Raw genomic sequence first — 16,286 nt, 5'->3', positions numbered from 1 at the left:
GTGCAGGGGTGCAGAGGAGCAGGGAAGAAGAATATAGGTTTCCCCCCATCCTCCCATCTCCCCATCTCCCCATCTCCTATGTCCCTTTGCTATGACTTATTAGGGTGATAGGCTTCACCAAAATAAGCTTTGAAATCAGACCAATCATGTTGGAGTGAAACTTGAATTTCTTTGCATAAGTAGATGGGAATGGCACTCTTGATACCAAGGGTATGTTCATGGGTGATGGTATCAACTTTTTCAACTTGTTTAAACAATTTTTTCAAGTAATCAAAATCACCGCCAACGCTAATAACGATATTACCTGAATAATTTCTAGGCCCCCAAAAGTAGAAAGCATGAGCGCCGCTAATTACTTTTGGTAAATTGTAGTTTTTGCCGAAAAAATCGATCGCAGATGAGTAACCATAATCCCAAGATAAAATTGCCACGTCAGATCGATCGCTTAACGCTGGACTGTGATAAACCTTGCTCACTTCCTCCGCTATTTCTTTCCAACCAAGCATTTGTCTAAAATGCCAAGGCGCTTCGATAGAGTTGAGGTCTGTATTTCCGCGATCGGGAAGTGTATAAATTGAGGAATAAAACTTAGAAACCTGGAGTAAAGTTGGCAAAGGCAAAATCGGCAGAGACATCGGAATTAAAAACACACTACTAGTAGCTAAAGCCACTATGATAGAAGTTTTCCAAACCTTTCTATTGCGGACAAATCGTTCAACCATAACCGCCCCTGGTGCAAACAATATCGGATATATGGGAGCTAAATAATAAGATTTGCCTCCAAGTACGAAAAATATGCCAAAAAGCACAAAGAAAGCCCAACCAAAGAAGCGATATAGTTTGCCACTGGGAGAACGAAGGTAATAGTAAATTCCCGCTAACCAAACGGGTAATGTTAAAGGTTGCATCATCATAATCGGCTGCACAAATAAATCAACCATAGATTCTACTAATGGTTTTTTACTAGAGATATTTGCTGCGGCTTGCTGTTCCAAAAATGGCCAGTCATGCTGATTTTGCCACAGGATATTCGGTAAAAACATCACTCCACCGATTAAGATTGCTGTCCAAATCCATTTTTCCCAAAACAGTTGACGATAGGGAGTTAGGCATAAACCAACTAACAAGCTAAAGCCGAAGAAAAGCATTGAATATTTGTTGAGTAAACCAATCCCAACAACAAATCCTACTAGATACCAAAGCTGAGGTAATCTATATTTCACACTGAGCAGAATGATGAAAGCACATAATGTCCAGAGAAGTGGCTCAAAAGCATTCATCGTTAAAATTGTGTGAATGAAGAGATAGTAAGGGGAGAAAATTATTGCTAACCCAGCTAAACATTGAGCAAATTTTCCTCCACCAAGTTCCCTCACCATTAATCCGGTTACTACTACTAATAAAGCTCCCGCTACAGCAGGGAAAACCCGAATCGCAAATAAGGAATCTCCGAATAGCGATCGAGTTAAATTAGTAATAACCGCAACTAAAGGCGGTAGTTCTGTATAACCCCAATCCAAATGTTCGCCACAAGCAATATAGTAAAGTTCATCAATCTGATAACCGTATTGCCCATTAGTTAAAAAATGCAGCATTAATTTGGCTAATGCTAAAATCCAAACGATCACCATTGCACTCCTACAACACCTAGATAAGATTTAAGCCTCAATGCAAAATCGAGGTTTTCCCAAATACTCAATTTGCTTTTTCCCTTGAATCACTTACTCTTTTTTGGGAGTAAATTTTGTTCTATTGACCTTAACAGAATTAAATTGTAAGGATTTTCACTAATTGCCTGGGCATAAGCAGCTGAAAGGTAAGGACGATAACTAGAATCATTGGCAAGATACACTCGGAAAAAAGCTAAGTTTAAAGCTTTTACATAAGATTTGGCAACCTCTGGTTCTTTTATTGTTACCCTGTCTGCCACATTTTGATCTGGAGATGTCAAATTACTAAAACTAGAGAAATTAAGATTAAGGTGATCGAGTCCGGTGCCTATAAGTAGATATTTTTCTTTTGTTTTCAACCAACTAAAAGCAGGAGATTGTTCTAATAAAAGTGGGCTGAAAATATCTTTATCAACGGCTCCCCAGAGAATTGGAATGTTGATTTTACTTAGACCAGCTTCACCATAAAGGCTACTACCACTCGGAAAAAGTACAGACACGGCTTTAATTCTATTATCCCGAAAGTTGTAAGTTTTTTCCGGTAGTTCCAAAGCCTGACATTGAACTAACAAAGATAAATTTACTAAGTTTCTTTCTGGAGTACAATCTTTTTTTAGTTGGGCAAAATTGAGCTGGGCTCCCGCCAAAGAAAGTGCTGTATGACCGCCAAAAGAATTGCCAAATAATCCTACTTGTTGAAGATTTAGTTGCCCTTTAAATTCAGATGAATTCAATCGTTCGAGTTCATCTAACATATAACTTACATCTAATGGTCGGTTAATATATGCAGTTGTTTTAAACATTTGCGACGATAAACCTTGGAAAAACGCTTGCTGTTGTTTGTCGTCACTATCTGGATGTTGGGGAATGGCGACAGCAAAACCATGAGATGCTAAATGCTGGGCTAAATATTCGTAGCGATCGATCTTTGTCCCGATTCCATTAGAAATAACTATTACAGGTATCTTCTCACTATTTGGTACTTCAGGTAAATAAAGATCGACGATAAATTCACGCTGACGACTTGCATCTCGCAGTTTTCTGGTTTGCTTGGAATAACTAAATTTACCCGGTTCTTTTATGTTGGGTAATTGAGAAAAGTCGATCGATGATTCAGAATTTTTTACTTGTACATTTGTTTTCTCAAGAGCAGCAACAAAAGCACTTGTTTCTTGAGTCACTGCTGAAATTTCGTGAAATTGTTGCATGATTCGTTGGGTATTCAGCCGCATATTTGTCGGAAATTTACGCATGAAATTAATCACAGATAACCCATCAGAATCAGCAGTGGATAAAATTAAAGCAGACCGAATACCGTACAAGCCATTTTGACCTTTGTCTAGTTGAATTAATTCTCCCAAATAAGTCAGCAATCTTTCTCCAAAAGAAGAGTAAAAGAATCGAGACATTAAGACTGAACTAAATTGATAGCGAGAGTTTAATAAATTACGTAACTGTGTTTTTTGTTCTGGACTTACGCGATTAAGAATGAAGGCTAATTCTGGGTCTACTTTTCCTTCTTTGGCGAACTTTTCTAAAGACTCAACAGAAATGGAAAAATCGAGAGGGCCATAATTAAAATAGATGCGATCGGCTGCTCTAACTGGTAAAGCAGTCAAGGTAAATGCCAGGGAGCAAATCGCCAACAAGGTAAAGAAAAATCTCCGCCCCATCAACGTCCTAAACTGATTCTGAATATTTGCCAGGTGCTTATCCAACATTCTTTGATTCATTCTTTAGTCGTCTTGCTTTAAGCAATCGGTAGTTTTGCACTCAAACTTATTAATCTTATAAAACAAAGGATCAAATAGCTAGAAACTTCAGTTGGTCGAACTGAGATCCTGTACCAAGAAGCAAAGCCGCTGTTTTTTGTTCCCAGGTTGAACCTGGGAACGAGATAATATTATTTTATATTTATCAAAAAAAAATCAATAAATTGAGTTGATAATTATACAAGTAAATATGATATTTTTCGGGATATTGTGCTAAATACGATCGCCTATTGTCGTTATAGCAAAAGGCAGAAGGCAGAAGGTAAGACAAAAGAAAATCAATGATTTGAGCATGATTTGGGCAATCAAGAATGGCTTAATCGCCTTGGCGGTTGCTATACTTCTTGTCTGAGTTAGTTGGTAGTCAATCATCCCCAACTAAAATCTCCGATTTAGTTGGGGATGAAATCCGACCTTTTTGTTAAATATTCATGAGTTTATTACATTTACTCAAACTCTGGTAATGTGCCCAGTTTACGAATTGTGACTTTCACATCCATACCCAAGTAATCTTGAGCATCACCGAACCAGGAACCTGCCAGGGGGATGACTTGTGCCGGATGACGTGCGATCGCAACTCGAATTAAATCATATCCTGCGGTAATGCGATTAGTTGGATCGTAAGCTCGCCACCCAGCACCAGGCAGATAAACTTGTAACCAAGCATGAGTCGCCCCCGAACCTGTCATTCCCACTTCTCCCCCATCCAGTGCCTCATCATAGAGATAACCACTGACAAAGCGGCAAGCAAAACCCAGTCGTCGCAAAGCCTCAATCATCAACCAAGCATAGTCACGGCAAGTACCCGACTTTAATCGCAAAGTTTCGCCTGGAGATTGGGTTCCCTCTACCTCCCGTGCCTGGTAAGTTAGGGTATTCCAAATTGTATCCATCATTCGTTGTAGGACATCAAGAGTAACATCCTGATCGCCGATGACGAAACTTTTTGCCCATGCAGCTACGCTACCATCGGGATCTTCGGCATGGGGGCGCATGAATGTTGAGAGATCGATCCACTCGTCTGGAGTGTATTGTACTGGAACTTCCTTGGCGCGGGCATCCAGGGGAAAATCTGCGATCGCAGGAATGCCAAAATGTTCGCCCCTAACTCGACAAGTGACAATCAATTCTTGAGCAGGTTCGCTAAATTCAATAAATGCCACATTGTTCGAGAGAGTATCCATTATCCAACGGACTTTGGACGGGATATTGGTTTCCAGTGAGTAACTCAAAGTCCGACCAACATAGCCTCCATTAGGCAAGAAAATCGCCCGGTGTTCACCAAATGTTACCGGATTGGCGTAGCGGTAAGTTGTGATATGTTCAAGGTCGTAAATAACAGTCATTGGATTTTAGATTTTAGATTGTCAAATAAATTGGGCGGCTGGCTTACGAAGATTGTCTCAGAGTTGTGCCATCGACAACATAAATGCGATTGATAACTTCTGTTGCAGTTAAAAAGGGTACGGTGATGCGATAGTCCCCAATCCCTAGTCCATACTTTCCTGACGACGACTGCCAAAAAGATGAGCATAAACGTAAGAAAATACGCAGCCAAGCAGGAAGATTTGACAAGTGAGAAAAATCCATAGTAACAGAATCATGACTGTACCAATGGCTCCGTAGGTGAGAAAATGGCTACCGATCGAAATTACGCTATTGCTAACTAATTGTTGCAATCCTGTCAACAAGGAAGTAGTGAGTAACGCCCCCAACCAGACATCATTCCAACTAACATAAACCGATGGCAAAATCTTGAACAAAATGCAGGTAGCTAAAGCCAAAATAAAAAATGAAGAACTGAACTCTAGCCCTTTAGTTAATTGTAATTCGTCAACTTTAATAAACGCAAAATGGTCTCGAAAATTTGCAAACAAAGCCAGAATTATTTTAATAACAATATGTGCGACTAATGAAGTTACCAGTAGTAAGGCAGTTCCTAAGACTAACAAAAAAGAAAACAGTTTGTTAAGGACAAAAAACAGTACCATTTTATGAACCGATCCGCTTTCCGAGGTGCGACTTTGCGATCGCCAAATTGTATTGACTGAATTCCTAAGAATGGCAAAGACTGAACTCGCAGTCCATAAAAGCACGACAAATCCAATAAGTCCCGCTCCCACACTATTTTGATTCAGCGCAATCACAGTATCTTTAATTAAATTATGGACTTCTGGAGGTAAAAACTTTTCTACTGTTTCTTGGATAGTTTTAAATGCTTCAGTGTTCGGCCCAATGAATGCGCCAATCACACTCAGGATAACCAATAGCATGGGAAACAGTGAGAACAGAGCAAAGTAAGACAAAGAAGCTGCCATCCCAGGACAATTATCTCGATCCCATTTAATCCCCGTTTGGATCAAAAGTTGGGCTGGTTTTGAAGGTAGGATAGTAGAACGAAAATATTTAAGCATTTTTAAACCCTACAGAGCAGGTAATCGATCGGAAATAATACACAATAAAAGCTTACCCAACGGGAATCTCAATCACAAATTTTGTCCCGCTGCCGACGGTAGAATCACAGGTTAATTGACCGCCATGTTTTTTGACAATAGCATAGCTGACAGATAAACCTAAACCTGTACCACTCCCTACTGGTTTAGTGGTAAAAAATGGCTCGAATATGCGTTTTTGAATATGGGCGGGAATCCCAATACCATTATCTGCGATCGCAATTCTTACGCACTCTTTTTCTCTGACTTCAGTCTGAATCTTAATAAAGGGATTTTTATTAGTTTTTCTCACTTCCTTAAGAGCATCAAGAGCATTGGTGATAATACTCAGAAATACTTGGTTCATTTCACTAGCATAACAACTAATTAAAGGCAGATTGCCATACTCTTTAATAACTTGGATTCTGGGTTTATTATTATTTTCTTGGAAGCGGTTTTGTAAGAGCAGTAAAGTGCTATCAATTCCGCTGTGTAAATCTACAGGTTTCATGTCGGATTCATTGAGGCGAGAAAAATTTTGCAAACTCAGGATAATTTGCTTGATTCGTTCGCTTCCTACTTTCATTGATTGCAGACTTTTAATTAAATCTTCTCTGATAAATTCTAGGTCAATATCCTCAATTTTTTCTTGAATTACTGAATTTGCTTGAGGATATTCTTGTTGATAAAGTTCTAGGAGACTCAGCAAATCTTGAACATAATTTTTGGTCGGGTGAAGATTACTATGAATAAAAGTCACTGGATTGTTAATTTCGTGCGCTATACCCGCTACCAATTGACCGAGTGCTGACATTTTCTCACTCTGAATTAATTGTGCTTGGGTGTGTTGTAAATTCTGTAATGCTTGTTCTAAATCAGTAGCTTTTTGGCTTAATTCTTCAGTTTTTCGCTCTACTTCTGTTTCCAAAGTTTGAGAATAGTTCTCTACTTGTTGATACAACCGTGCATTTTCAATAGATATAGCAGCTTGAGAACTAAGAATTTGCAGAGTTTCGACACGATCGCTGGTAAATGCTCCTTCTGTGAGATTATTTTCCAAATACAAAATTGCGATTAATTTTCCCTGGTTGCTAATTGGAGTACATAAAACTGACTTAGGTTGGTGCGTCATGATATAGCGATCGCTCATCAATTGTTCAGATAAACTAAGACGATCGAAAACTGCTGTTTTTTGATTTCTGGCTACAGAATAAATCAAATTTTTGGGTAATTCTTGACATTCAGCTAGAGGAATTTGTAAGTTTTCTGTATAGGTTTGATTAGCTTTTGCTACTACTAACCATTCTGCTTCTTGACGAATTACTAAAATTCCGGTTTGTGCTCCTGCTGAAGCGATCGCAGTTTGCATTAATGTGGCTAAAAGTTTCTCTAATTCAATTTCCTGTGAAATAGCTTGTGCAGCTTTCATAACTACTTTAAAATCTAACCATAAATTCTGATTGAGGCTGCTACTGGAGCTTCTCAATATAGTCTTAGATATTGTTCCTCCCGATCCGATCGCAAAGTTAGTATGTTGGAGAATAGCTCTTAATAATTGGGGATAGTGTTGTTCTAAATAAGTAACTTTCGCTTTGGCACCCCAACGGGCATAACAATAGTATGCTTCTTGCATATATCCAGCAGCAACTTTTTCTTTGCCCCAATCTAAATAGAATTTAGCAGCAAGTTCGTTAGCAAGTGCTTCTTCTTGGATATATTCGTTTTCTTTAGCGAGGGAGATAGCGCGATCGTACAAATCTACTGCTTTCAGCTTTTTTCCTAAAACTCTTGCTTTTTCAGCCTCAACTAGTAAATACTTATGGTGAAAATTTTGTGGAGCATGAGTAAACCACTCGCTAAGGTTTTTTTGATTCTCTTTGACATCAGATAAATATTGTTTTTGCTTGCTAGTATCTACTTGTGGATAAGCAGCAAGAAGGATCAGCGATAGGTAAAAGTTGTAAACTCCGATGGTGATTAATCCGATCGATGCTCCTATATATTCTCTAGCTATCAAAGCATAATCAAGAGCCGCTGTCACATCTTCAAAGAGATAAGCTAAATTAGCTTTAGCAAGATATAGCGCAAACAACGACATATAATTATTATTACTTTGCCACTGGGTAATTAGCAACGATTCGTCAAAATCATTGCCTATAAGTTTTAAATTATCAGTCGCTTTACCCTGCAAATTTAACGTTATCTGCATCCAAATTCGGGCATAGTATAAGGCGAATTCATGATTGTTTTTGACAATAACAGATTGGTACGATGCTTGCTCTTTTTCAACTAATTCCAAATATTTACCCGTAATAAATAAATTTTGGCAATAGTGCATACAACTATAACTAGCCCATTCTATATCACCTGTTTCTAGTCCGCTTTGATATCCTTCTAAATAGGCATTTAGAGTTAATTGGGCTGGTTCTTTCCAAAAACGAATATGAGCATTAAATAAAACATAAATTTTTGCTTTCAATTCGGTAGCATGAAATTTATCTAACAACTTTAGTGCTAGTTGACCTGCATGATATCCCTGCTCAATTCTTCCTTTTTCTGCACATAAAATAATGCCATAGAGGACGTAACTGTAAGCCGCCAATGGGGAATGACCACCCTCAATGCAAAGTTGAACCATCGTTAAAATGAGCGGTCCGATCATCTCCGGCTTGGCAATATAAATCGGTGGATAAAGTGCCATCATAATCCGCAAAGCTGTTAATTGATGCCGATCGTTCATTTCAGGAATACTGTCTAAATCCTCAATTTTTGGCAAGTCTGGCATTGGACGATCGCAAATATTTGCAGAAAGGAAGATACCCAGTTTTTCCAGTGCTTCTAATCCAGTATCGATCGCTTTTAACATTATACTTTGTAACTGATACGCCTGAATTTGTAATTCGTATATCTTCATCTCATCGAGGACTGTCTTGGCTTTTTCTAAAACTATCTGTGCCAAACTAGCTAATTTCTGAAAATTAGTATTCAGGTATTCTGCTTCTGCGGCTTCAATATGAACTGATAACATTAAATCATACTTACTTTGCCATTTTTCAGCTTCTAATAACGCCAAACTAACGTTTAAGTATCTAACTGCATCTGCATAAGCTGTAGCAAGTTTAGCCTTCTGACCCGCCATCAAGTTCAAAGTTGCCAGTTGCTCCCGTTGAGTTGGATCGCAGATAAGTTCAGAGCCAATATTCAGGTGATTGACAATATCGAAAATTTTCTCTTTTAAAGTTGATTGTGGGGTTTTTTCGAGCATAAGTTGACCAATTTTGAGATGCGTCACCTGTTTTTGCTCGTCAGGAATCAATGAATAGGCTGCTTGTTGAATGCGATCGTGCAAAAATCTATATCTAGCATTTCGCTGATTAACCTTTTTATGTTCTGAACTTAAATTATTATTACCTTCAAGTTGATAAAACTTATAAACATTAGTAATCGGTAAAATCAAACCTTCCTGTAATGCTCTCCATAAAACTGTTGCTGTCTCTGTTTCTAATTGTTGTGAAACTATTGCCAAAGTATGCAAATCAAACTGCGCCCCAATACAAGCTGCCAACTTTAAAACCTCCTGAGTTGTAATTGGTAATTTCTGCAATTGCGATGCCATAAATTCCACAACATTATCAGTAATTGCTAAAGCTTCGACTTGAGCAATATCGCATTGCCAATGCTGAATATCCCAATTAAAGGTGATTAACTTTTCATCATGTAAGGCTTTAAGAAACTGAGTCGCAAAGAAAGGATTACCTTGCGTTTTTTGATAGACTAATTTGGTCAAAGGTTGGGCTAGAGATAATTCACAATTGAGCGTATCTGCTACTAATTGATTCAGGTCTGATTGAGTTAATGGTGGCAAAGTAATTGTATTTACCGTTGCCCCAGTTTTGACAATTTCATCCACTGTTAAAATGAAGGGATGAACGGGGGAAACTTCATTATCCCGATAAGCACCTAATATTAATAGATATCCCGAATCTTGCATCAATAATTTCAGCAAATTTAGGGAGGCGGAATCAGCCCATTGCAAGTCATCTAAAAACATCACTAAGGGATGTTCAAAACTAGTAAAAACTTGCATAAATTTGGAAAATACTAAATTAAAGCGATTTTGAGCAGCAATTCCTGATAATTCTATAGCTGGTGGTTGTTTACCAATAATGTTTTCTAACTCAGGAATTACCTCAATTAAAATTTGTCCGTTGTCTCCTAATGCTTCAAGAATATTGCTTTTCCAAGTCTGCAATTGCCGATCTGATTCTGATAATATTTGTCCCATTAAATCGCGGAAAGCTTGCAGTAAGGCAGAAAAAGGAATATTACGTTGGAATTGGTCATATTTGCCTTTAATAAAATAGCCGCGTTGCCTGACAATCGGTTTATGTACTTCATTTACAACGGCGGTTTTTCCAATTCCAGAAAATCCCGCTACTAGCATCATTTCTGTTGTGCCATTGGCAACGCGCTCGAAAGAATTTAATAGTTGACTAACTTCGGTTTCTCTTCCATATAGTTTTTCGGGAATCAGGAAGCGATCGCTAATATCTCGCTTTCCTATTTCAAAATAATCAATTTTGTGCCTTTGCTTTAATTGAGTTAAACATTTCTCTAAATCATGCTTGATTCCTAATGCACTCTGATAACGTCCTTCGGCATTCTTCGCCATCAGTTTACTAACAATTTCTGACAAAACCAAGGTAATTTCTGGATTAACTTTATGTACGGGTATAGGCTGTTTTGCTAGATGACAATGTACCAATTCCATTGCATCTTCTGAAGCAAATGGTAATGCTCCTGTTAATAATTCATAAAAGGTGATTCCTAAAGAATAAAAGTCACTCCGATAATCTATCCCTCGATTCATTCGACCAGTTTGTTCGGGGGAAAGATAAGCTAATGTGCCTTCTAAATCATTAGTATTCTGAATTTCTTGGGTTTCTCTTGCTAGGAGAGAAGCAATACTAAAATCAATTAATTTGACCTGTTTGCTGTCGGGATTAATCAGGATATTAGCAGGTTTAATATCTTTGTGAATGATGCGATTTTGGTAGAGATATTGCAGCGTTTCTGTGAGTTTGATGGCTATTTCGAGAAATTCTAATAAAGGCAAATATTTATACTGTGGATTGTCATTGATGGCTGTTTGAAGATAATTAGATAGGGAAATTCCGCCAAAGTCTTCCATGATTAAGGCATAACTATTACCATATTCTTCTAAGGATAAGGGTTTAATAATACTCGGATAATCGAGATTTTTAGCAATTGTATATTGGTTGCGAAATTGAACGAGTTCGTGAAAGTTTGGGTATTCGTTTCGTAATAGCTTGATGGCAACTGGTTGTTGGTTATTGGTACGGATGCCTCGGTAGACAAGGGTGCGCGTACCTGTGTATAGTTTTTCTGTGATTTGATAACCGGGCAAGTTGGCGATCGCACTCATAACTTAATCAATCCTCATTTTAATATTTCTTCTACTAATTTATTAGCTAACGTAGGTAGAAAAAATTTCAGTATTTACACCTACTTGAAAGTAAACCATAATTTTTCCTTGATGCTGTTCTATCATAAATTGACGGACGATCGTTAATCTCAAGCCCGCCTTTTTCTCATTACTTTAATTTTAAATAAATGCACGCAAAGCTTAATTAATTTAACGAATAATTTCAATTTTATAATTGGATTTTTATTAAAAAAAATTATTGGTGCTGTAGATGAGGGAAGGGATCGGGGATTGGGGACTGGAGACCGAAATTCCTTCAGATCTTGCTCCAGTAAGGAGGTAGAACCTCCCAAGACCTCGTTCCCAGGTTCAACCTGGGAACGAGAATTGACAGGCAATCGCCAATCTTAATCCCACCCAATACTGCTCGGTTAAGAATTTTGGCTCTCTCGTACATAACAGTGATAAGTAAACTTGATTGATTTGTGGAATGCTTGATTTACAAGAAATCCCAGCCGACGGCGGTCCCCAGTACCCAGTCCCTAAAACCAGGGTTTTCCACCACAAGTACAAAAGAGCCGATATTATTTGTTATTTGTCCGAGTTTTGATAACTCTACCAGAACTGAGCAAAGATATTCCCTGATTGCCACTCGCATTGATCATCACAGCCTCAATTACGGGTACAGAAACTGGCTTTTGAGTTACCCACTCTACAACAAAAGAGGCTCCTGCTCCACCACTGGTGTCGTCTTGATCGACGATAAAATTCGTTGAAGCCAATCGTGGAAGTTCTACAGGTTGCTTTAAATATTTGCGAATCAGCTTACCGTGACTATCGTAATAATTGACAGAAGTAATAATTATTGGGTGAGTCAGGTCAGTGTTGCGAACACTAAGCGTACTGGTTAACTCCATTGTTCGCTCGCGCTCCCAGACGTAAATGTGGGAGTAGATGGGAATATAGACGGTTTGACCGCCACTAATTTTTACTGTGTTGTCAAGGGTGACAGCTTTCAGCTGAGTGGCAGGTTCTATTGGTTTTTCTGGTGTTGTGCAAGCTGTAAGCAATACTAACAGTGGCACGATGTAACTACACAGGTATCGCTTCATTGAATTTGGATCTGGGAATATGGCAATTGAATTTTACCAATGTGCCGTTTCAACGAACTTCTACAACACCTGTTACTGTACCTCTGGTAAAAGTTACATCAATGGCTTCGGAGAGATTGTTTTTTTGATTCCATCGCTCTATGACGCGGGTATTGGTGTGTTGTATGGTTTGTCTGAAGACGAAATTATTTTTTCTCAGCCACTTTCTAGCCTGAACTTGATCGACCCCGATTAAATTTCGCCGCACTGTTGCAAGGGAAACTGATGAACCTGTTCCACTTCCCGATGAGGTGCCACAAGTTCCTCTAGACGATCCCCACTCTTCTACTTTTACTGAGATTTGGGAACCGCGTCGCACATCTCCACGAGAAAGATCGATCAATGTTACGGAAACCGCTGCCTTTAGGCTTCCTCTGTAGACTGGCTCTCCTTGAGCGTTAGTTCTATAGAAGGTGAGGCGAGATACTTGGGGGGGTTGTCCCGATCGCTCCCAGCGAATTTGCGTAAATCTCCCGTTGAGATATTCCGCTTTGTAGTTCCATCCGTTGTTCATTCGTCCGTTGCAGAAAAGCTGCTGAGCACTATTGGCTGGAGAGAGTGACCCTAGATAAGCAAGTAGGTTTAGTCCTGTGAATAGGGTTGCGATCGTCGCATATTTTGTAAATTTCAAAGACATGATATTTGTACTCTCTTTTTTGTTGATATTGATATTTTTCTGAAAAATATTATATCGTTACTCATACTTGTTTTCATCTCTATAATTCTTTTGGTGTAAAGTTGTATGAATTTCAGAGAAATCGGTAAGGCTGAAAACTATTAAGAGATGGCAATTAATTGTAAATAAAAAATAAATATTTGCAATAGAAGCAAGTAGTTAGTTTAAGCTAATTGAGTGATGGGTGATGCTGACTTCCGAGAAGCATGGTCAGCATAGCAATTTTAGATTTTGGTGCTTTGTAGCGGAACGCGATCGCGTCCATTTTATATTTTCGATTTTTTGATTAGCTGGCTTTGAGATTAAAAGAGTTTTTTAATTAATCGAAAGTCGCAAATCAGAAATAGCAAATCACTTGAATTGTAAAGGAGAAAACTTATGACATTAGAAGAACAAAGGCTGAAACAAAACCGTACTGGTGAAGTTAATTGGTATAAATGGGGCCCTTATCTGAGCGAACGCCAGTGGGGAACTGTGCGGGAAGATTACAGTTCTGATGGGAATGCGTGGAATTATTTCCCCCACGATCATGCGCGGAGTCGAGCATATCGTTGGGGTGAAGATGGATTAGGCGGAATCACTGATGACCACAATTTGTTGTGTTTTGCGTTAGCATTATGGAATGGCAAAGATCCAATTATTAAAGAGCGGTTGTTTGGGTTAACTAACAGTGAAGGCAATCATGGTGAAGATGTAAAAGAATACTATTTCTACATCGATAGTACGCCGACTCATTCTTACATGAAATATCTCTATAAATATCCCCAAGCGCAGTTTCCTTACGATGATTTAGTTCAAACAAATCGTAACCGTAGTCGTGATGAACTGGAATATGAGTTGTTAGATACGGGAATTTTTGATGACGATCGCTACTTTGATGTATTTGTGGAATATGCCAAAGGTGATGCCGAAGATATTTTAATTAAAATTAGCATTGCCAACCGGGGGCCGGAAGCGGCAAGCATTCATGTACTACCAACGTTGTGGTTTCGGAATACTTGGTCTTGGGCTGATGGTGGAGCGAAACCTATATTAAGCAAATATCAAGGAACAGGTAATACTGTTGTTCATGTCGAGATGACTGATACTTTGTTTAAGGGTCTCATTGATGATTATTACTTTTATTGTGAAAATGTAGTTCCGTTGTTGTTTACTGAAAACGAAACTAATAATCAGCGGATATTTGGCACAGAAAATGCTAGTCCATTTGTGAAAGATGGCATCAATAATTATATTGTGCATGGACAAAAGGATGGGATTAATCCGAACAATATTGGTACAAAAGTTTCGCCTGATTACGAGATTACAGTTGGGGCAAAAGAAACCCAAGTAATTCGATTGCGCCTGACAAAACACGATCCGAATCAATTAACAGAGCCTTTTGGCAGCAAATTTGACCAAATATTTGCCGATCGCCTCAAAGAAGCAGATGAATTTTATCAAGCCGTGACTCCACCATTAGTTCAGGCAGATAGCGATCGCGCTAACATCATGCGGCAAGCACTCTCCGGGATGATGTGGACAAAACAATACTTTTACTACGATCTGGATCAATGGTTGAGGGAACGCAACATTACTCCCTGGACACCTTCTAGTGAAAAGAAGCATACACGGAACAGCGAATGGTTCCACATGCACAATGATGATGTGGTTTCGATGCCTGATAAATGGGAATATCCCTGGTATGCTGCTTGGGATCTGGCATTTCACATGATTCCGATTAGTTTGATTGACCCGGATTTTGCCAAAGACCAACTAATGCTGATGTTGCGGGAAGATTATCTGCATCCTAACGGTCAAATTCCGGCTTATGAATGGAATTTTGGGGATGTGAATCCTCCCGTTCATGCCTTTGCTACTTGGGAAATTTACACTCGCGATCGCGAACTCAACAAAGGTGTTGGTGACATCGACTTCCTCAAATACGCCTTTTCCAAATTACTGATCAACTTTACTTGGTGGGTGAATCGCAAAGATCGAAACGGCAGTAATTTGTTTGAAGGTGGTTTTTTGGGGTTGGATAACATTGGGGTATTCGATCGCAGTTCCCAGTTACCCACAGGCGGATATTTGGAACAAGCAGACGGTACAGCTTGGATGGCTTTCTTTAGCCAACGAATGTTTCAGATTGCTGTTGAGTTGGCACTGCACGATCCACTCTACGAAGACCTAGCGATCAAGTTCTTTGAACATACCATGTGGATTGCGGGAGCGATGGATCGGATTGGTGTACACCATGATGAAATGTGGGATGAAGAAGACGGCTTCTTTTATGATGTGCTGCGCTTACCTGACGGCGATTCTACTCGCTTAAAAGTGCGATCGCTAGTCGGATTATTGCCGCTAATGGCTGTTGCTGTATTCCCCAAAGAAGCCTTTGACAAACTGCCACGCTTTAGGGCAGAAGCCAAAGAATTCATTATGCGTCACCCCGAACTAACTCAAAATATTCATCTACCCCAACAGCCAGGGGAACGAGGTCGGCTGATGCTTTCGGTATTAAATGAAAGTAAACTGCGCCGGATTCTCTCCAGAATGTTGGATGAATCTGAGTTTCTCAGCGATTATGGAATTCGCTCCCTTTCCCGCTATCATCTCGATCGTCCCTATTGTTTCTATCACGATGGACAGGAGTACAAAGTGGGATATGTTCCCGGAGACTCTGATTCTGGGATGTTTGGCGGTAATTCTAATTGGCGTGGTCCGATCTGGATACCTGTGAATCTCTTGTTATTGCGAGGGCTACTGCAACTTTACAGCTACTACGGCGACTCCTTTACCGTTGAATGCCCAACCGGATCGGGTAAATACTTAACACTCTTTGAGGTTATTAAAGAAATTAGCGATCGAATTGTGAGCATTTTTCACCAGGATGAATCAGGTCGTCGTCCGGTGTATGGTAATACTGAAAAGTTCCAGACTGACCCCCACTGGCGCGATCTGATTCTGTTTTACGAATATTTTCACGGCGATAACGGGGCAGGAATAGGGGCTTCTCACCAAACTGGATGGACTGGCTGTATTGCCAGAGTCATTCAGGCATTGGGCTACTTTACACCAGAGATCATCATGGATGCGATCGCGCCTCAGATATTACCAAAGTATTGAAAAGGGCTTCAGGGGCAGGGGAGATGGGGAG

8 protein-coding genes are annotated in these 16,286 nt (G+C 39.4%); 1 reads left to right on the top strand and 7 read right to left on the bottom strand.

All coding sequences use genetic code 11. The features are described 5' to 3' along the window. Positions 1–89 precede the first annotated feature (89 nt). The 7 genes from IQ264_RS19600 to IQ264_RS33065 form a co-directional block, all read right to left on the bottom strand. The gene (locus tag IQ264_RS19600) at positions 90–1,631 is read right to left on the bottom strand and encodes a glycosyltransferase family 39 protein (protein ID WP_193982491.1); all 1,542 of its coding nucleotides are present in this window, start codon (positions 1,629–1,631) and stop codon (positions 90–92) included. 86 nt (positions 1,632–1,717) lie between these two features. Continuing rightward, complete coding sequence (locus tag IQ264_RS19595; protein WP_193982490.1) at positions 1,718–3,403, bottom strand: alpha/beta hydrolase; 1,686 nt, start codon at positions 3,401–3,403, stop codon at positions 1,718–1,720. A 485-nt stretch (positions 3,404–3,888) separates the two neighbouring features. Continuing rightward, on the bottom strand, positions 3,889–4,788 hold the full coding sequence (locus tag IQ264_RS19590) for a transglutaminase family protein (protein ID WP_193982489.1): 900 nt from the start codon (positions 4,786–4,788) through the stop codon (positions 3,889–3,891). A gap of 144 nt (positions 4,789–4,932) precedes the next feature. Further along, the gene (locus tag IQ264_RS19585) at positions 4,933–5,856 is read right to left on the bottom strand and encodes a YihY/virulence factor BrkB family protein (RefSeq protein ID WP_193982488.1); all 924 of its coding nucleotides are present in this window, start codon (positions 5,854–5,856) and stop codon (positions 4,933–4,935) included. Positions 5,857–5,908: 52 nt separating this feature from the next. Then, on the bottom strand, positions 5,909–11,320 hold the full coding sequence (locus IQ264_RS19580; RefSeq protein WP_193982487.1) for a trifunctional serine/threonine-protein kinase/ATP-binding protein/sensor histidine kinase: 5,412 nt from the start codon (positions 11,318–11,320) through the stop codon (positions 5,909–5,911). A 584-nt stretch (positions 11,321–11,904) separates the two neighbouring features. After that, positions 11,905–12,432 (bottom strand): DUF3124 domain-containing protein, encoded by a 528-nt coding sequence (locus tag IQ264_RS19575; RefSeq protein ID WP_193982486.1) that lies wholly within the window; start codon positions 12,430–12,432, stop codon positions 11,905–11,907. A 49-nt stretch (positions 12,433–12,481) separates the two neighbouring features. Next, on the bottom strand, positions 12,482–13,108 hold the full coding sequence (locus IQ264_RS33065) for a hypothetical protein (protein WP_228061661.1): 627 nt from the start codon (positions 13,106–13,108) through the stop codon (positions 12,482–12,484). A gap of 417 nt (positions 13,109–13,525) precedes the next feature. On the opposite strand from IQ264_RS33065, the gene IQ264_RS19565 reads away from it, so the two are divergent. Further along, a complete protein-coding gene (locus IQ264_RS19565) occupies positions 13,526–16,255 on the top strand; it encodes an MGH1-like glycoside hydrolase domain-containing protein (protein WP_193982485.1) in 2,730 nt (909 codons plus the stop codon). Positions 16,256–16,286: the final 31 nt, after the last annotated feature.

This window comes from [Phormidium] sp. LEGE 05292 (assembly GCF_015207735.1).
Lineage (GTDB): Bacteria > Cyanobacteriota > Cyanobacteriia > Cyanobacteriales > Aerosakkonemataceae > Floridanema.
The sequence above is the reverse complement of the archived record's forward strand: the minus strand, read 5'-3'. Positions and strand labels throughout refer to the sequence as shown.